Annotated in this window: 14 protein-coding genes and 1 pseudogene; 6 read left to right on the forward strand and 9 right to left on the reverse strand. The window is 73.3% G+C overall.

Annotated elements, in window-relative coordinates; all coding sequences use genetic code 11:
* Positions 1 to 11: 11 nt before the first annotated feature.
* A complete protein-coding gene (locus FHX73_RS41775) occupies positions 12 to 1,667 on the reverse strand; it encodes a phytoene desaturase family protein (RefSeq protein WP_145911302.1) in 1,656 nt (551 codons plus the stop codon).
* An 81-nt stretch (positions 1,668 to 1,748) separates the two neighbouring features.
* Positions 1,749 to 2,096: a hypothetical protein gene (locus FHX73_RS41780; RefSeq protein ID WP_145911303.1), complete on the reverse strand. Its 348-nt coding sequence runs from the start codon at positions 2,094 to 2,096 to the stop codon at positions 1,749 to 1,751.
* 718 nt (positions 2,097 to 2,814) lie between these two features.
* On the opposite strand from FHX73_RS41780, the gene FHX73_RS45345 reads away from it, so the two are divergent.
* Positions 2,815 to 2,955, forward strand: coding sequence for a hypothetical protein (locus FHX73_RS45345; protein WP_170305319.1), 141 nt, complete (start codon positions 2,815 to 2,817; stop codon positions 2,953 to 2,955).
* Between the two features lie 427 nt (positions 2,956 to 3,382).
* Complete coding sequence (locus FHX73_RS41785; protein WP_145911304.1) at positions 3,383 to 4,369, forward strand: ArsR/SmtB family transcription factor; 987 nt, start codon at positions 3,383 to 3,385, stop codon at positions 4,367 to 4,369.
* A 416-nt stretch (positions 4,370 to 4,785) separates the two neighbouring features.
* Here the strand turns inward: FHX73_RS41785 and FHX73_RS41790 are convergent, their stop codons facing one another.
* From FHX73_RS41790 to FHX73_RS41800, 3 genes are all read right to left on the reverse strand, one after another.
* Positions 4,786 to 4,968 carry a hypothetical protein gene (locus FHX73_RS41790; RefSeq protein ID WP_145911305.1) on the reverse strand — a complete coding sequence of 61 codons (183 nt, stop codon included), beginning with the start codon at positions 4,966 to 4,968 and terminating at the stop codon, positions 4,786 to 4,788.
* 9 nt (positions 4,969 to 4,977) lie between these two features.
* Complete coding sequence (locus tag FHX73_RS41795) at positions 4,978 to 5,715, reverse strand: hyaluronoglucosaminidase (protein ID WP_145911306.1); 738 nt, start codon at positions 5,713 to 5,715, stop codon at positions 4,978 to 4,980.
* Between the two features lie 114 nt (positions 5,716 to 5,829).
* Complete coding sequence (locus FHX73_RS41800; protein WP_145911371.1) at positions 5,830 to 7,056, reverse strand: PP2C family protein-serine/threonine phosphatase; 1,227 nt, start codon at positions 7,054 to 7,056, stop codon at positions 5,830 to 5,832.
* A 356-nt stretch (positions 7,057 to 7,412) separates the two neighbouring features.
* On the opposite strand from FHX73_RS41800, the gene FHX73_RS41805 reads away from it, so the two are divergent.
* The 3 genes and pseudogenes from FHX73_RS41805 to FHX73_RS41815 all read left to right on the forward strand — a co-directional run.
* Entirely contained in the window at positions 7,413 to 9,089 is a 1,677-nt protein-coding gene (locus FHX73_RS41805) for a beta-1,3-glucanase family protein (RefSeq protein WP_246214209.1), read from the forward strand.
* Positions 9,090 to 9,215: 126 nt separating this feature from the next.
* Positions 9,216 to 9,788, forward strand: coding sequence for a GNAT family N-acetyltransferase (locus FHX73_RS41810; protein WP_145911307.1), 573 nt, complete (start codon positions 9,216 to 9,218; stop codon positions 9,786 to 9,788).
* A 637-nt stretch (positions 9,789 to 10,425) separates the two neighbouring features.
* Positions 10,426 to 11,280 (forward strand): annotated as a pseudogene (locus FHX73_RS41815) (DnaJ C-terminal domain-containing protein); the annotation flags it as partial.
* 55 nt (positions 11,281 to 11,335) lie between these two features.
* Here FHX73_RS41815 and FHX73_RS41820 read toward each other — a convergent pair.
* Together FHX73_RS41820 and FHX73_RS41825 are read right to left on the reverse strand one after the other, a co-directional pair.
* Entirely contained in the window at positions 11,336 to 11,545 is a 210-nt protein-coding gene (locus FHX73_RS41820; protein WP_145911308.1) for a hypothetical protein, read from the reverse strand.
* 215 nt (positions 11,546 to 11,760) lie between these two features.
* Positions 11,761 to 12,294 (reverse strand): RICIN domain-containing protein, encoded by a 534-nt coding sequence (locus tag FHX73_RS41825; RefSeq protein ID WP_145911309.1) that lies wholly within the window; start codon positions 12,292 to 12,294, stop codon positions 11,761 to 11,763.
* Between the two features lie 369 nt (positions 12,295 to 12,663).
* Here FHX73_RS41825 and FHX73_RS41830 point away from each other — a divergent pair, with 369 nt between their 5' ends.
* Positions 12,664 to 12,963 carry a DUF4193 domain-containing protein gene (locus FHX73_RS41830; RefSeq protein WP_145911310.1) on the forward strand — a complete coding sequence of 100 codons (300 nt, stop codon included), beginning with the start codon at positions 12,664 to 12,666 and terminating at the stop codon, positions 12,961 to 12,963.
* Positions 12,964 to 13,340: 377 nt separating this feature from the next.
* On the opposite strand, the gene FHX73_RS41835 is transcribed toward FHX73_RS41830, so the two are convergent.
* A complete protein-coding gene (locus tag FHX73_RS41835; RefSeq protein WP_145911311.1) occupies positions 13,341 to 14,168 on the reverse strand; it encodes a hypothetical protein in 828 nt (275 codons plus the stop codon).
* A 119-nt stretch (positions 14,169 to 14,287) separates the two neighbouring features.
* The gene (locus FHX73_RS41840) at positions 14,288 to 16,060 is read right to left on the reverse strand and encodes a serine/threonine-protein kinase (RefSeq protein WP_246214210.1); all 1,773 of its coding nucleotides are present in this window, start codon (positions 16,058 to 16,060) and stop codon (positions 14,288 to 14,290) included.
* Between the last annotated feature and the right edge of the window lie 342 nt (positions 16,061 to 16,402).

Raw genomic sequence — 16,402 nt, forward strand, 5'->3', positions numbered from 1 at the left:
CGCCCGCGTTCTCATGACCTGGTCGCTGGTCGCATCCCCTGACGGAGGAGCCCTGCCCATAGGCGGGTTCGGCCGGTGGGGTCGAGGGCTTCGTGTGCGGCGAGGACGCCGCCGGTGACCGCGCCGAGGAAGCCGCCGGCCAGGCAGTCCTGGCCGGAGAGGTAGAGGCCCTCGATCCCGGTTCGCGGGCGCACCCAGTGCGCCAGGCCGGGTCGGTGGCCGTCGCCGAATCCGGCCACGTCCTTGGCCAGCCCGTACAGGCTGCCGCCGGGCCAGCCGGCGAAGTGCTCGGAGGTCAGCGGGGTGCCGAGTTCGTGGTAGGCCACCCGTCCCTTGGTGCGGGGCAGTTGACGGTGGAGCTGGTCGAGCAGTTCGGCGGTGAGGTCGGCTTTGAGGGCCTGGTACGCGGGGTCGCGGCGGCGCCATCGCGACCCGCGGAAGGGCTCGAACAGCTCCGGTCGTACGTAGGCGAGGATCTCGCCGGTCGAGCGTCCGGGGTGGCGCGCGGTCCAGGTCGGGTCCTTGGCGCAGGAGAAGGAGAGGAACAGGCCGCTGGTGCGTCCGCCGGTGCCGTCGAAGAACGCGTCGCAGTCGCCGTCGGTCACCATCAGGTTGTGTCGTGGCAGGGCGAGTTCCGCGGGGTCGCCGTCCAGTCCGACGAAGAGGAGCACGAAGGGGAACCCGCGTCGCATGCAGGCCGCCCGATCGGCGCTGTCGTCGGGTTGGGGTGGCAGCAGGGTCGCGAAGGTGTTCTGGGCGCCCGCCGCGCTGATCACCACGGGAGCCCGCACGCGGGTGCCGTCCGCGAGCACCACCGCGGTCGCCCGTGCCCCGGCGAGCTCGATCCGGGCCACCGGCGCCCGGACGAACACCTCGCCGCCCGCCGCCCGGATCGGGGCGAGCATGGCCCGCGCGATCGCGGCGCTGCCGCCCACCGGGTACCAGGCGCCGGTGCGGAAGTGTTCGAACAGCACCGCGAGCATGAAGAACGGCAGCCGGGCGGTGGAGTCGGCCAGCAGCAGCGCGCTCGGAGTGAGCACCGCCTGCCGCAGCCGCTCGTCGGCCACCAGCCCCCGCACCACCTCCCGGGCGGGCCGCAGTGCCTGCGGCGGCACGGCCGCCGACCGCGCCAGCTGGGCCAGGCGCCGCGCCACCGGGCCGGACAGGCGCCCCAGCGCGAGCGCCGGCAGCGCGGCCCGGCACCGTGTGATGAGGGTGAACAGCGCCTCGATGCCCGGTCGTTCGACGGGGAAGCGCGCGGTCAGGGCGGCCTGGTAGGCGGGGAAGCCGACCGGGGCCCGGTACACCTCCCCGGCCAGGCGGTACTCGTCGTACGGGTCTCCCAGCGGCGCCCATTCCAGTGCGCCGTCGGTCAGGTAATCGGATAGGACCCGCACCGGCTCACGCGCCGTCAACTGCCCGACGTAGTGGATCCCGACGTCCCACTCCCAGCCCCGGCGCCGGTAGGCATGGGTGTAGCCGCCCGCGGTGTAGTGCTGCTCGAACACCGCCACCCGCCGGCCCTGCTTCGCCAGGCAGACCGCAGTGGTCAGCCCGCCGGCCCCGGAGCCGACCACCACCGCGTCGTACTCGCCCGCCACCCCGCCCCTCGCCAGGGCGCGGCCCACCAGCACACTGCCCGCCATGTCCACCTGCCTTCGCCGCATCGCTTCGTATCCGTAGCAACGAGCTGCGGGCGGCGTCGTCACGCGATCGCCGCGGAGATCGCGCCGGCTGGCTGGGTGCCCTCACTCGTAGACGCGGGCCGCGCCGAGCTGCCAGGCCACGGAAGCCCAGGTCACCGGCTCGACCGGCGGAACGTCCGAGAACCTCGGGGGCTTGCCGAGACTGGCGCCGAGCCACGCCTCCCAGGACTCCAGGAACCCGGCCAACGATCCGCTCGCCCAGCCACCACCATCGCCGGCCCATAGCCCCCGGGCCTCCCGGTCCGCCCTCCACGCGCGGTCCCGGGCATAGTCGGCTGCCAGAGCCCGCAGCAGGGCCCGCAACTCCTCGGGACCCGCGACCGGCAGCTCCTCCCCAAGGGGCGCAGGCTCGGCCAGCCCGGCCGACGGCGCGTCCAGAGCACCGAGCACCTGCCCGGCCAGGCCCGCCCAGCCGGGCTCCGGCCCCCGGTCAGGAAGGGCGCCGGCCCACCGGAGCAGGACGTCGTCGACCTCTTGGCCGGTCTGGCCCGCAGCGACGCCGACAGCGACTGAAGCGGCGTCACCCGCCCACCTGCGGCTGATGGGGCAGCGGCCGTCCCACGGCCGGTCCGTAGCCCACCCGGGTGCTGCGGTGCCACGGGAGCCGTGGCTGTACGCGCCGTGTCCGCATGCGACACAGCCCGGTGGCCCCGCGCGGTGGTCGCCCGGCTCGGCGAGGTTGTGCGTAACCACGGTGGGCGGTGGCACCTACGGCGCTGAGCCCGCCAACGGTGCCGTCTGCCGCAGGGTCGGGCAGTGTGTCGCTGCTGGCGCACGGGACCGAACCCCTCGGGCAGTGCTGCCCGGTGCGACACGGTCGGATCCTTGGGATCTCCTCGCCCACGGCGTCGCCAACCGGGCGCAACATGGTTCCAATGCGCTGCTCAGGCGGCTGTGTTGTGGGTTTCTGTTCCATGTACAGCGGTGGCTCTGGTGGGGGCTCGACGGAGTCCGAAGGATTCGGGTTGGCGGCAGGCAATGCCGTCGCCTGCACCCCGGGTTCGTGGAAACGGGTGTGTCGGAAGGCCTTACGAAGGGGACACCGATGATGCGCAGGAAGCTTTTTGGGACCACGATCGCGGCGGCAGCGGCTTCCGTCGTAGTGACGATGGGCGGGGGCACGGCCTTCGCCAACGGTGGGTCCGTCTTCACCCAGGGCGACAACGTGCCGAGCCCCACCATCGCCTCCAACACCAACACCCACTGCCTCAACCACTACGCCAACGAGGCCCCCAACCCGTTGAGTTGAGATTGCAGATATCTCGCTCGACGGTCCGGGGGCCTCGCCTTACGGGTCCGCGGTTGTCACTGGCGCGGCCGGGCCCGGTCTGTGGTGCGGTCAGTTGCCGAGGCACCTCATGTGGCACGCGGTGGTGTTCGGCTGGACCGTGGCCGCCGAAGCCGTGGCGATGCCCGCAGTCGTGAGAACCAGAGCGCTGAGGCCCAGGGAGATCGTGCGCAGGAGGGTCTTCCTCATGGTGGGGTCCTTTCTCGAAGGCGGGCCTGTCCGGCACCGCCCGGTACGTGGGCTGCGGGGCCACATGGGGCTGTCGCGCCCCGTGGTCCTGCGGCACCTGTCGGTGCCGCAGTCGATGGTGGGTCACCGGTCCCACCTGTGGACAGCGTTTAAGCCGGCGCCTTAAACGCGTTGATGCCTGGGGGGCAGAGCGGTGCGGGTGACGTTGGAGCTCGGGGTGCAGGGTCCGGCCAAGGTGGAGTTCGCGGTCTCGCCGATGCAGCACCTGCTGATCGGGCTCAACCAGCACAGCCGCACTCCGCTTCCGGGCCGACGCTGGTGGCATGCGGTTCGGTCCCGGGTGCCGGCCCGTGCCCTGCCGCTGGTCAACCTGGTGACGGCCAATCCGTACTACCTGCCGGACTTCCTGACGCCCCCGATGCCGCAGGTCGGGCGTGACATCCGCCTGGCTGACGAGTTGGACGTGATCAGCTCGATCGGGACCGAGCGGATACACGACGAGCTCGGCCTGTACGCCGAACTGGGCCCCGTCCCCCGGCCGGTCGCCGAACTGCTCGACGGCGGCACCCGGCCGCTGCAACGCCTCGTGCTGGCCGTCCACGCGGTGTACCGCGCCTGCCTGGCCGACGACTGGCCCGACATGGTGAAACGGCTCAACGCCGACATCACCATGCGTCAACGCGTCGTCGCAGACCGGGGAACGAGCCGGATGCTGGCCGGCGTGGGCCGGGAGTTCAGCAACCCCGCACGCTTCGAGACGACCATCGCCGCTGCGGTCCCGGTCCCGCAGCGCCCCGAGGACGAGGCCGACGGTGTGAAGCTGGTTCTGGCTCCCAATCTGTTCCTCGATGGGAGGATCTCCTGCTCCTTCACCAGCCCGTGGCAGCAACCCCTGTTCCTCTACACGCCATCGCGGACCATCATCGCGCCCCCGGCCGGCATCGACGGCCTCATCGCCCTCATCGGCAAAGGCAAGGCCGCCGCCCTACGGGCAATCGGCGACGGCCGGACCACCACCGAACTCGCCGCCCGACTCCAGATCAGCGCCCCGGCCGCCTCTCAACACACCGCCACGCTGCGCGCGGCCGGGCTCATCACCACCACTCGTCACGGTCAGCGCGTTCTCCACACTGTCACCGCGCTCGGCACCGGTCTCCTGGAGGCCAACCCGAGGGCGGGTCAGTAGTAAGAACAGCTCGTCCCGTAGCAGGCCCACCGGCCTGCGGGTCTCGACGTCGACCGGCACGGTCCCCTGGACACGGCCCTTGTGCGTCGCGTACTCGTGGCGGCGGGCCTTGTTCTCACGTTGCGAAGACGTCGGTGAGGGTGACGTCGCTTGGGCCTGGTGGTGGGGCCGAGGCCTTGGTGGTGGCGGATGGCGTGGTGGCCCGCCACTCGGCTGCGGCTGGGCGGTGTGCTGGCGCGTCCAGGCACGGGTGCTCTACCTGGACGCGCACCGGCATCACGGGGGCGGCGCGGGGCGTGGGTTGACGGTGTTTCGAAGCGGGCGGCCGCCGCGACGACGGCGTCGCGCCGGAGGACGGCATCTGCAGGGCTGCCGCCGGGGCTGGCTCGGCTCAGCCGTCATCGGGCTTGTGTGGTTCAGCCGATACCGATCGCGGCGCCCGTGTCGGGTTCGGGTTCCGGGTCGGCGCCGACGGTGGCGAGGTGGGCCCGCAGTGCGGCGTTCTCCTCCTCCAGCAGCGTGATCCGCTTGCGTGCGAAGTACAGCTCCATGACGGCGTCGTGGAATTCCCTGACGAGTTCTTCGGGGGTGAGTTGCACGGTGGGTCCTTACGCGGGGGCGATGGTGGTGACGGTGCCGTTGGAGCCGCGCCACATCAGTGCGCCGTTCTGGGCGAACAGGTTGCCGCCGCCGGCGCTGTCGATGGAGTTGGGTGCGGTGGTGCTGTCGGAGACCCGCACGTAGCCCTCGACCAGCAGGCCCGCCTCGGTGTTGGCGCTCTGCCTGATGTGGACCTGGGCTCGCGGGGTGGCGGCTTCGACGATGCCGATGCCGATCAGGCCGTTGCCCTTGACGATGAAGTCGTCGACGTTGGGGTTGTTGCGCAGCACGATCAGTTCGCCGGCGGTGGGGCCGTTGGTGGCGGTCAGGTAGATGCCCTGGCAGCCGGTGCCGGCGGTGCGCAGGTCGATGGAGAGCGCGGCGGCGTTGCGGTCGGAGCCGTCGGCGTATCCGGTGTGGGTGATCTTCAGTGTGCCGCGGGCGGTCTCGGTGCCGGACAGGTACATCGCGGAGGTGCCGGCGTTGTTGGAGGCCACGTTCAGGGCGGCTCCGGTCCCGGTGGTGGAGGCCTGGTAGACCGTCAGCGCGTTGTCGGTGGTCGAGGTGGTCTTGAAGTACGCGGATTCGGCGGTCGCGTCGGTGTAGAACTTCTGCGCGGTGACGGGCCCGGTGAAGGTGGTGGTCGCCCCGTCGGCGGCGGCCGGCGTGGCGGTGGCGGCCTCGGCGGCGACGGTGACGGCTCCGGCGGTGAAGGCTCCTAGGAACAGCCTGCGTGCGACGCTCATGATTTCCCCCTGGTGGTCGAGTGGTGACTGGGGGACATGGTGTCAGCCGACACCGGAGGGACTCAAGATCACGGACCGCGGTTCGGGCACCCGGCGTGATCCGAAAGACGCGCGCTACAGGCGCAGGACGACCAGCGCGGTGTCATCGGTGGCACCGGCGCTGGGGAGGAGGTCGAGCAGGAGCGCATCGGCGAGCCGGTCCGGTTCGAGAGCGCGGTTGACGTTGAGGGAGCGGGCCAGTCGGCCGAGACCGGTGTCGATGTCCGCACCGCGGCGCTCGACCAGGCCGTCGGTGTAGAGCACGAGGCGGTCGCCGCCCGCGAAGGCCAGCGAGGCCTGGGGGCGGGGCACGTGCTCGGGCCGGGCCGCGAGGGGCGGGTCGGTGGCCCGGTCCAGGAAGGCCACGGTCCCGTCCCGGCGCAGCAGCGCGGGCGGGGGATGCCCGGCGCTGCTGTAGGTGAGGGTGTGGCTCCGCCAGTCGACGTGGACGGAGGCGGCCGTGGTGGATTCGGCGCCGTCGACCGCGCGGGCGTACAGGTCCAGCACCTCCAGGGCCTGGGCCGGACCGGCCGCCACGCGGGAGGCGGCGCTGAGCGCGCTGCGCAACTGGCCCATGACGCAGGCGGCGGCCAGGCCGTGGCCCACGACGTCGCCGACGGCGACCACCATGCGGGAGTCGGGGACCTCGACCAGGTCGTACCAGTCCCCGCACACGTTCAGCGCGCCGACCGCAGGCCGGTAGCGCACCGCCGCCCGGTGGTGGCCGGCGAGGTGCGGGGCGGGCAGCATCGCGTCCTGCAGGGCCAGCGCGACCTCCCGCTCGCGGGCGTGGGCCTGCCGCAGCCGCTCGTTGACCTCCTGCAGCTCCCGGGAGCGGGTGTAGAGCTCGGCCTCCAGGACCCGGGCCCGGTTGTCGCCCACGCGGGCGCGGGCCCGGATCAGCTCGGTGACCTCCTCGACCCGGTGCACCAGCAGCACGACCCGCCCGTCGGCGTCCGAGACGGGGGCGTTGATCGGGCTCCAGTACCGCTCCTCCCACTCGCCGGGACCCTCGGGCGACCGGACGTCGTAGCGCTGCAACGCCATCGTGTCCCGCTCGCCGGACTCCAGGACCCGGCGCAGCGACGCCTGGAGGTTGCGCGCGCCGGTGGCGGTGGGATCGTTCGGGTTGTCGGGGAAGACGTCGAACAGGTAACGGCCGATCAACTCGTCGCGCGTGCGGTGTGAGTGGCGCAGGAAGTCCTCGTTCGCGTCCGCGTAGACGAGGTCCGGGGTCAGCAGCGCCACCATCCCCGGCAGCGCCTGGAACACCGCCCGGTAGTCGATGCCCGGCCCGCTCATCGTCACGCACCGCCTCCTCCGGTCCCGCGCTCGTCCGCGGCCAGCGTATGGGTCCGTGCCGCAGTCGGCCGTGCCCTGCGCCGCCCGTCGCCCCAGCGTCACACGCCTGGCCCACGGCGCGCGGCTCCTGACGGGCCGTCGGTCAGTGGGGTGGATCCTGCCGCTCTTCGCGCCGCACGTCGTGAAGTGGTCGACGGATGCGACGGCCATCCATTGAGGAAGTGAACGCATCCCACGGGTGGCTGGTCCTGTAGGCACAACTATTGACGGGATGTCGGTGGGCGACCCATAGTCCTAAGTGGTCCACACCAGCCGTGCGTGGGGGCGCGGTCCTCTCGAACTCCTTGGAGTCCCAGGTGCTCTCACGACGCGGACTGCTCCTCGCAGGAGCAGCGGCCCTGACCGCCCCCGGCTGGCTGCCGGGCTTCGGCACCCCGGCGTCCGCGGCCGGCGACCTGCCGGTCACCCTGCAGAACGACTCCGGCTCCGGGCAGCCGGTCTACGCCTACATCTCCGGTTCCGACACCAGCGGATGGCCCGGCTTCGTCACCGCCGACGGCACGTTCCAGCGCCTGGCCAGCCCCTCGGCGACGCTCACCCCGGTGCCCGACTACGCGATCGCGCTCGGCGCCTCCGGCAGTTCCACCACCGTGGTGCTGGGCCAGTACGTGATCGGCGGGCGCGTCTGGTTCTCGGTGGGGGAGAAGATCCGGTTCTTCGTCAACCCGCCGAACGGCAACGGCGTCCCGGGCCTGGTCCAGCCGGGCTTCACCGCCTCCGACCCCAACTGGACGACCGACTGGACGTTCTGCGAGTTCACCTACAACAGCGCCAACCTGTACGCCAACATCAGCTACGTCGACCTGGTCGCGTCCCCGATCTCCATGCGGACCACCGGCGCCGCCGGCGACCAGAGCGTGAGCCCGCTGCCGTCCGGGGCCCTGGCCGCCATCGCCTCGGGGCTGACCGCCCAGCACCAGAGCGACGGCGCCCCCTGGGACACCCTGGTCGCCACCGACACGAGCGGCGCCGTGCTGCGGGTGATGGCCCCCACCCACGCCACCACCGACTTCGGCGGCTACTGGAACTCCTACCTCGACCGGGTCTGGACCCGCTTCACCACGACACCGCTGACGATCGACACGCAGTCGCAGGGCGTGTTCACCGGCACGGTCTCCGACGGCGTGCTGACCTTCGCCGGCCTGAGCGACGACGGTGTGGCCTTCACCAGGCCCAGTGCCGTGGACGTCTTCGGCTGCAACTCCGGCCCGCTCTACAACTCCGGCCCCGACGCCCGCGGCGCGGTGGCCGCACGCCTGGGCGCGGCGCTCAACCGCAGCACCCTGCTGCTCGCCGGGGGCGAGAACCAGCCCGGCGGGGTGGGAAGTTCGCAGTACTACACCGACCCGGTCACCAACCACTACGCCCGGCTGGTGCACGCGTACTCGTCCGTCGGATACGCCTTCCCGTACGACGACGTGGGCCCCACCGGCAGCGCTCCGGTGGACGGCCACCTCCAGGACCCGGCCCCCACCTCATGGACGATCTCGCTGGGCAGCGGCAGCGGCAGCAGTAGCGGCCCGGGCGGCGGTGGCGGTGGCACCGAGACGGTCTCCTGGACTGCGCCCGCCGCCCAGAACACCACCATCGGCACCGCGGTCTCGCTGCAGCTGAGCGCGACCGACTCGGCGGGCAAGGCGCTGACCTACAGCACCCAGTCACTGCCGCCGGGTCTGACCGTCTCCGCCGCGGGCCTGGTCAGCGGCGCCCCGACACAGACCGGCAACTGGACCGTCAGCGCCACGGCGGGCTCCGGCACGACCGCCGCGAGCACGACCTTCGGATGGACGGTCACCCCGCCCACCACCGGCGGCTGCGGAGCGCTCCCGCCCTGGAACCCCACCACGTCCTACGTCCCCGGCGACAAGGTCGGCTACGGCGGCCACCAGTGGAACTCCACCTGGTACTCCACCGGCGCCACCCCCGGGGCGGCCCAGTCCTGGGCCTGCTGGAGCGACCAGGGCCCCTGCTGACCGCCGCCGCCCGCCCCCGGGCACCCGCAGGAAGTCGCGGCGTCGGCCCACTGCGAAAACCCGTTGCGGGTGACGCGCGCCGGAGGTCTGATTGATCGGCCATCGACCACGGGACGGAACACGAGCATGCCGCTGCCCACTCCCTCGCTGAACACCGCTCGTCTTCGACTGCGCGCATTCGAAGACGCGGACGCGAACGACCTCTTCGCCCTGCACAGCAGCGCCTACGTGCTGCGCTACTGGGACTCGGCGCCGTGGAGCGAACGGGCGCGGGCCGAGAAGTTCGTCACCGACTGCCGGCAGATGGCCCTGGAGGGCACCGGCGCCCGGCTGGCCGTGGAGCGTGCCGGCGACGGGGCGTTCATCGGCTGGTGCGGTCTGAGCGGGTGGAACCCGGTCTACCGCAGCGCGTCGCTCGGCTACTGCTTCAGCGAAGCGGCCTGGGGCCACGGCTACGCGACCGAGACCGCGCGCGCCCTGCTGCGGTGGGCCTTCGACACGCTGGACCTGAACCGCGTCCAGGCCGAGGTCGACACGCGCAACGGAGCATCCGCCCGCGTGCTGGAGAAGCTCGGCTTCGTGCGTGAAGGGACGCTGCGGGAGGACTGCGTGGTCAACGGCGACGTCTCCGACTCCTGGGTCTACGGGCTGCTCAGGCGGGAGTGGCAACCGTCGCCGGAACCGGTGCCCGCCCACTGAGTCACCCGCGGTCCACCGCCCCGGCGACCACCGACGGCGCGCTCGACCCGTAGGCCGGACCGCTGGGCGTGGCGACGGTATGGGAACGCGGCGGGCCGTTCGGTGCTGTTCGGTGAACTTCGGTGCCGTCCGGCGTCGTTGCCTCTAGCGTGGTCTCCACTACCTTGGGGGGAGCGAGATGGGCGAGCAGGACATCCCGGGTCACCCGGCACCGCAATCGTTCGACGAGGAGCTGGCCCGGTTCGCCGAGGACCTGCGCCACCTGCGCATCTCGTGCGGGAACCCGTCACTGCGCGAGTTGGAGAAGCAAGCGCCGCCCGGGCGCCCGCTCTCGGCCTCCGCGCTCAGCGAGGCCTTCAACGGCCGCCGCCTGCCGCGCCTGGACTTCCTCGTGGCCGTGGTCCGCACCCTCCTGGCCATCGAGGAGGCCCGTCCCGTCCGTGACGGCGACGCCCGGATCGAGACCTGGCGCGTCCGCTGGCAGGAGATGGAGCGCCTGCGCCAGCGTGCCGTCAGCTCCCGTGCCCGAACCGGCCCGAACGGAACCCCGCAGGCCCCGACGGCCCAGGTTGACGGGCCGTCAGTGGGCTGGACGGCAGTGGGCCGGGCGGCAGGGGACTGGACGGCAGGGGACGGTGCGCCCCGGCGCGGGGCCCGTCCGCGCCTCCAGCGCGGCCAGGACACGATGATCCGGCTGTCGATGACCTTGGTGGAGACCACCTTCGGCAGCACCAAGGAACTCCAGGTCGACACGGCCGTCACCTGCACCGCCTGCTGGGGCGAGGGCGCGGCTCCCGGCACCACCGCGCAGGCCTGTGACGTGTGCCGCGGCGAGGGCGAGGTCTCCCAGGCGACCCGGTCCTTCCTGGGCCAGGTCATGGTCCCCGGCCCGTGCTCGCAGTGCCAGGGCTCGGGCACCGTGGTGCCGACCCCGTGCCCCGAGTGCGCGGGCGACGGCCGGGTCCGGGCCCGCCGCACCCTGACCGTCAAGATCCCGGCGGGCGTGGACAACGGCACCCGGATCCAGCTGGCCGGCGAGGGCGACGCCGGCCCGGGCGGCGGCCCCGCCGGTGACCTCTACGTGGAGGTCGTCGAGATCCCCCACGAGCTCTTCCAGCGCCACGGCGACGACCTGCACTGCACGGTGACCATTCCGATGACCGCCGCCATCCTCGGCACCCGGCTGTCGCTGCCGACGCTGGACGGCCCGGAGGAGCTGGAGATCCCTCCCGGCACCCAGTCGGGCCACGCCATGGTGCTGCACGGCCGCGGGGCTGCCCGCTTGCGTCGGGGAGGCCGGGCCGACCTCCTGGTGCACGTCGAGGTGGCCACGCCCACCACGATCGACAGTGCGCAGGCGGAACTGGTCCGGCGCCTGGCCGCACTGCGCGGCGAGGAGACGCCCTCCGGCACCTTCGTCCCCGGTCGACCCGGACCGTCCGCCCGGTCCGGACCGTCCGCCCGGCCCGGGGACGCTTCCGACGCCCGTTGAGGGACCGGAGGCCGCTTGGGCTTCCAGCCGTGACGGCGATCCTGCCCCGGTCGCCTCAGCTGGTGGCCCGGGTGACGGTACCGAGCACGTTGCCGACCAGGCCCAGGAGCATGTGGCCCCAGGAGGTCGAGGCGATGAGGACGCCGAACACGACGCACGTGAACGCGGTCAGCCGCTCATTGACGCGGCTGCGGGCCTCGGTGCGCCGGCCCAGCAGCAGGAAGATGACGATTGCGAGGAACACACTCGTGCTGACCGACAGCATGCCGCCCACTCCTGACGCACTGATTGTCCATGCGGCGGCCACGCGCCCGTCACCCCCGCCCCTGTGAGTGAGCATGACATAACGACCCGTCACGGGGTGGGGGTTCGACGAACTCGGGCGACAGCCACCGCCTCCGGGGTCCGCGTCCTCGTCCGCGCACCGGTGCCACGGCACGACCCCGGAGCGCGGCTACCGGAACCGCACCTGCCCGCCCGTCAGAAGTGCCACACCTGGGAGAAGTCGCTCGGGTTGCAGGCGGCGACCGACAGGTAGGTGCCCGGGCCGTTGGACTTCAGGCACTGCCCGGTCGCGACGTTCTGCAGCACGCTCCAGCCGTTGTTGCTGTAGTACTTGTGCCACCGCTGGTTGGCGGGCAGCGCGCCGCCGTTGGCGGCGTTGAAGTCGGTGCCCGGGCCGGCGTCCCAGATCTGCACCGTGCCGCTCGCGACGTCCAGGTCGAGGACCTTGCCGGAGGTGCCGGGCAGCAGGGCGAAGGTGTCACCGTCGAAGCCGTACCAGCCCACCGACTGCGCCCCGGAGTAGTTGGTCCCGTAGGTGCCCACCCGGGTGCCGTCGGCCTGGCCGTTCGCCTGCACGTCGAGGCTGCTGTCCTGGTAGGCGTAGTTGCTGACGGACGGGGTGGCGCCCGTGCTGGAGCCCAGACCGTCGGCCTGGGCGGTGCCGGTGGCGGCCCCGGCGAGGCACACGGTGGTGACGGCCGCCACGGCGGCTGCGCGGACGATGGACATGGATGGCCTCCAGGAGGTGGGGTGTCCGGGACGGCGTCCCGGACTGGTCGTCAACCTCGCGCAGGGCGTTCAACAGCCCATGGACACGCCCGCTGAGAACGCCAGGCCGACGGCGCCGGCCCTGGACAGCTGGATTCCCCCGTCGCCCCGACGTGTCCGGGGCGCGTGGGCTGCGCCGGGCGGGTGGTGGCCGGTGCTCCGTCAGGTCCGGTGCCGGGAGGCGCGTGTCGGGCTTCGCACGCCGGACGGTCCGGTAGATGGCATGGTGGTGTGCCGCAGGCAGGCTGCCGGCGCGCGCCGGTCCGGTTCCACCGGGGGCGGGCGGCGCGGCCCGCCACCCGAAGTGACCGATGAGGAGAAGGCACCGTCTTGGCAACCGATTACGACGCCCCGCGCGACCGTGGCGACGAGAGCACCGACGACAGCATCGAGGCGCTGAAGAGCCAGCGAGAGGACAAGCAGAGTTCCGCCGTCGATGTCGATACCGAGGCCGTCGAGGGCCTCGAACTGCCGGGCGCCGACCTGTCCGGCGAAGAACTCACCGTCCGGGTCGTCCCCCTGCAGCAGGACGAGTTCACCTGCATGACCTGCTTCCTGGTGCACCACCGCACCCAGTTGGCCGGTGAGGACAAGAACGGCCAGCCGATCTGCGTCGACTGCGCGTCCTGACGGTCGGGCCCCGCGGGGCCCGACCGTTCGGCGGCGCCGGTCCGAACCGGGCGCCGCTGTAGCGGGCGGGGCGACCGGACCGGGCACCGGGCCTGGTGGGCGCCGAGCACGACGATCGTGCCGCCGTCCACCAGCTGCCAGGTGGGCACGACCTCGCAGCAGTCCGGGGTCCGGGGCCGGCGCGGCTCGACGCCGTCCGGTCCTCCCGGTCGGGCCGGTCGGTCGTGCGGTCCCGGTCGTTGCGGCGGGTCCTGGCCATCGCCGTCCCGATCGAACCGGTCGTCCCGGCCGGTCGGCTCGCCTTGACGGGCCGTCAGGTCCCGGTACGGGGTACATCCCCCGGGCCGGCCGGCCGACCGCGCCGTGCCCCCGGTGGCTCAGCCGCAGGCGTAGGTGAACGTGGTCGCGGCGGTGCGCGGGGTGGGGCTGAGGACGTCGAGTGTCGCGGTGGCGGTCATGCTGCCCTTGCCCTCGAAGGTCCAGCGCAGCACCACGTCGGTGTGGCGGCTGCCCCTGGCGACGGTCTGGGTCAGGTCGGCCGACACCGTCCCGTCGCTGCGGTGCCACCGGTAGGTGACGGTGCCCGAGCCGCCGTTGGTGTCCAGCGTCCCGGTCACGACCGCCGTGCTGTCGCAGCCCTGGGCGGCGGTGCTGCTCCGTACCGACAGGCCGGTCACGGTGAGCGGGTGCGGCCGCCACTGCCAGAGGAGGAACGCCAGCACGGCGAGCAGGATCAGCACCGGGACCAGCCAGCGCTTGAACCGACGCCCGGCCGGCTTCCCGCTGGCGGACCCGGACTCCTCGTCCCCCTGCCAGAGGGCGGCCACCCGCGGCGGCACTTCCACCGCGGCGGCCGGGACGCCGGGGCCGAACCGGCGCAGCCCCTCCTCGCCGCCGGGCCGGTCGCCCCCGGGCAGTTCGGCGGTGGCCGAAAGGCTCGCGGTCACCGACGACAGCGCGGGCGCGGGGGAGGCAGCGGGCTTCCGCAACTGCACCGTCGGGGCGGGCGGCTGGTCCTGGCCCTGCGGCAGTTCGACGGTGATCGCGGAGTCGGTGAGTTCGACGGTGGCTGCCGTGGTTCCGGAGTCGGGGAGTTCGAGGGTGACTGCGGTTCCGGGCAGCTCGACGGTGGTGCCGGGAGCGGGCAGTTCGACGGTGGCCCCGCTGTCGGGGAGCTGGACGGTCGGGTCCTGAGGCGTGGTCATGGGTCTTCCTTGCGGCTGGGTTGCGCCGGCCAGTGCGGTGCGGGTGCCCGGGGCGCGAGGTGACGCGGCGCGGCCGGGGCCCGGCGGGGCGCCGGCGTGGTGGTTCGGTCGGAAGGGTGTCAGCGGGGCGGGTTGCACAGGTAGGCGGCGACCTCCTGGTAGCCGCCCTGGCCCCGGGCGGCGGCCGGGCTGGTGCCGACCTGGAGACCCCAGTAGCTCGCGTTGTCCGCGAAGACGTGGCTGACCGGGAAGCTGAAGCTGCGCTGCCCCTTGGCGAGGGCGTACGCCTGGGTGGCGACCACCGTGCGGGTGGTGCCGCCGTCCACCCAGCTGACCGTCAGCGTTCCGGCGGCGGCGCCGTCCGTGGTGACCGTGACCGTGCCGCTGGTGCCGTAGTTCCCGTAGCAGCCGTAGCCGGAGACGGCCACGGTGAGGACCCGCAGCACGGCGGCGGGGGAGGGGCTGGCGGCGGCCGAGGTCGGAGCGGCCGTCGGCGGGCCGCTCGGCGCGGCGGTGGGCGGCGTGCCGGGCGCAGTGGCCACCGGTACCGCCGGGGTGCTGGGCGCGGGGCGGGCCGTGCCGGTGCCGGGTTCGGGCGTGACCTTGGCCGGCGTACTCGCCGAGGCGAGGGCGGACGCGGACGCCGAGGCGGTGGCGGACGGCGTGGCGGAGGCGGAGCCGGTCGGGCTCGCGGTCGCGCCGGGGACCGGGGCGGCGGTGTCGGCGACGGGGGCGAGCGTGGTGGTCAGCTCCGGGGCGGGGGCGTTCACGGTGGTCGTGCCCGCGGCGCCCGGCCCCTCGGCGAGGGCGGTCCCGACCAGCGCCCCGCCCAGCAGTGCCACGCCCACCGCGCCCGCCACCAGCTTGGAGCGCCGGCCCGGTCGGCGGCGCGGCGCGGGCAGCCGGTCGGCGGCCGGGTCGGCGGGCAGCGCGTCCGGCGGTGCGGCGCCGAGCACGGTGGTGGCCAGTGCCGTGGTGCCGGCCGGTGCCGCGCCGCCGGAGGGCAGCAGCGCCAGCGGCAGCAGTGCGACCAGGGCGGCCAGGCCGTCGCGGCCGCGCTCCTGCCAGTCGGCGCCGTAGCCCGCGCCCGCCAGCTCCTCCAACTGCTCGACCATCGCGGCCGCGTCCGCCGGCCGCTCCTGCGGCGTCTTGGCCAGGCCGGCCCGGACCAGCGCCCGCACCGGCTCGGGCACCAGCTCGTCCGGGATCGGGGCCTCGGTGTGCTTGATGGCCAACTCCGTCGGCGTGGCGCCGTTGTAGGGCCGGGAGCCGGTCAGGCACTCGAAGAAGGTGACGGTGGCCGCGTACACGTCGGCCGACGGCGCGGCCGGCTTGCCCGCCCACTGCTCGGGGGCCATGTACATCGGCGTGCCCGCGATGCTGCCCTTGCGGCCGTCGCGCAACGCGACGCCGAAGTCCACCAACTTGGATGCGCCGTCCGCGGTGACCAGCACGTTCTCCGGCTTGTAGTCCCGGTGCACCACCCCGGCCCGGTGCGCGGCGGCCAGGCCCAGCAGCGAGCCCTTGAGCACCACCAACGCGGCCTGCGGCGAGGTGGTGCCCGCCTGGCGCAGCAGCGCCCGCAGGGACAGGCCCTCGACCACCTCCATCACGATCGCGGCGCCCCGGGGACCCTCGACGTACTCGTAGAACCGGGTGACGTGCGGCGAGCGCAGCGCGCCGAGCAGTTCGGCCTCGGCACGGAACCTGGTGGTGTCCTCGACCGCCGCGCTCAGGTACTTGACCGCCACCCGGGTACCGGTCGCCTCGTGCCGGGCCAGCACCACGCGTCCGCTGCCCCCGGATCCGAGCTCGCGCTCGTGGGTGTAGCCGGGCAGCGTCCACTGGCCGTCGGCCGGGTCCTGTCTGTGCTGGGTCGGGCTGTTCATCATCGGGCTCTCTGCTCGTCGGTGCCGCCGGCCGGGGCCGACGGTGCCGTCAGGGGTGTGGTGGCGGGCCGTCAGCGGCGCACGCCCGCAGGCTCCGCGCCGTCGGGCGGCTCGGGTCCGCGGCAGTGCCTGCGACGTGCGCCGCGGGGCTCCGGGTTCCCGGTGCGCACCGATCGCAGGTCACGATTCGAGTGCTTCGCACATCCGGGCGTTTCCTTCGTATGCGGGCCGGTCGGGCGGCCTGCGGCGGACCGTACGACGTGCGTCCGGGCGGCGGAACAGCCGGAACTCTACTCAACGGGCGGACCGGGCGCGCCGCCCCGGGTGGCCACGGCGCCGTCCGCG

The sequence above is a fragment of the Kitasatospora viridis genome, from assembly GCF_007829815.1.
Classification (GTDB): domain Bacteria; phylum Actinomycetota; class Actinomycetes; order Streptomycetales; family Streptomycetaceae; genus Kitasatospora; species Kitasatospora viridis.

Coding starts and splice junctions, on each gene's coding strand:
- FHX73_RS41775 (WP_145911302.1), bottom strand. CDS start 1,667: ATGCGGCGAAGGCAGGTGGACATGGCGGGCAGTGTGCTGGTGGGCCGC.
- FHX73_RS45345 (WP_170305319.1), top strand. CDS start 2,815: ATGGGCGGGGGCACGGCCTTCGCCAACGGTGGGTCCGTCTTCACCCAG.
- FHX73_RS41795 (WP_145911306.1), bottom strand. CDS start 5,715: ATGAGCGTCGCACGCAGGCTGTTCCTAGGAGCCTTCACCGCCGGAGCC.
- FHX73_RS41800 (WP_145911371.1), bottom strand. CDS start 7,056: ATGAGCGGGCCGGGCATCGACTACCGGGCGGTGTTCCAGGCGCTGCCG.
- FHX73_RS41810 (WP_145911307.1), top strand. CDS start 9,216: ATGCCGCTGCCCACTCCCTCGCTGAACACCGCTCGTCTTCGACTGCGC.
- FHX73_RS41820 (WP_145911308.1), bottom strand. CDS start 11,545: ATGCTGTCGGTCAGCACGAGTGTGTTCCTCGCAATCGTCATCTTCCTG.
- FHX73_RS41825 (WP_145911309.1), bottom strand. CDS start 12,294: ATGTCCATCGTCCGCGCAGCCGCCGTGGCGGCCGTCACCACCGTGTGC.
- FHX73_RS41835 (WP_145911311.1), bottom strand. CDS start 14,168: ATGACCACGCCTCAGGACCCGACCGTCCAGCTCCCCGACAGCGGGGCC.
- FHX73_RS41840 (WP_246214210.1), bottom strand. CDS start 16,060: ATGATGAACAGCCCGACCCAGCACAGACAGGACCCGGCCGACGGCCAG.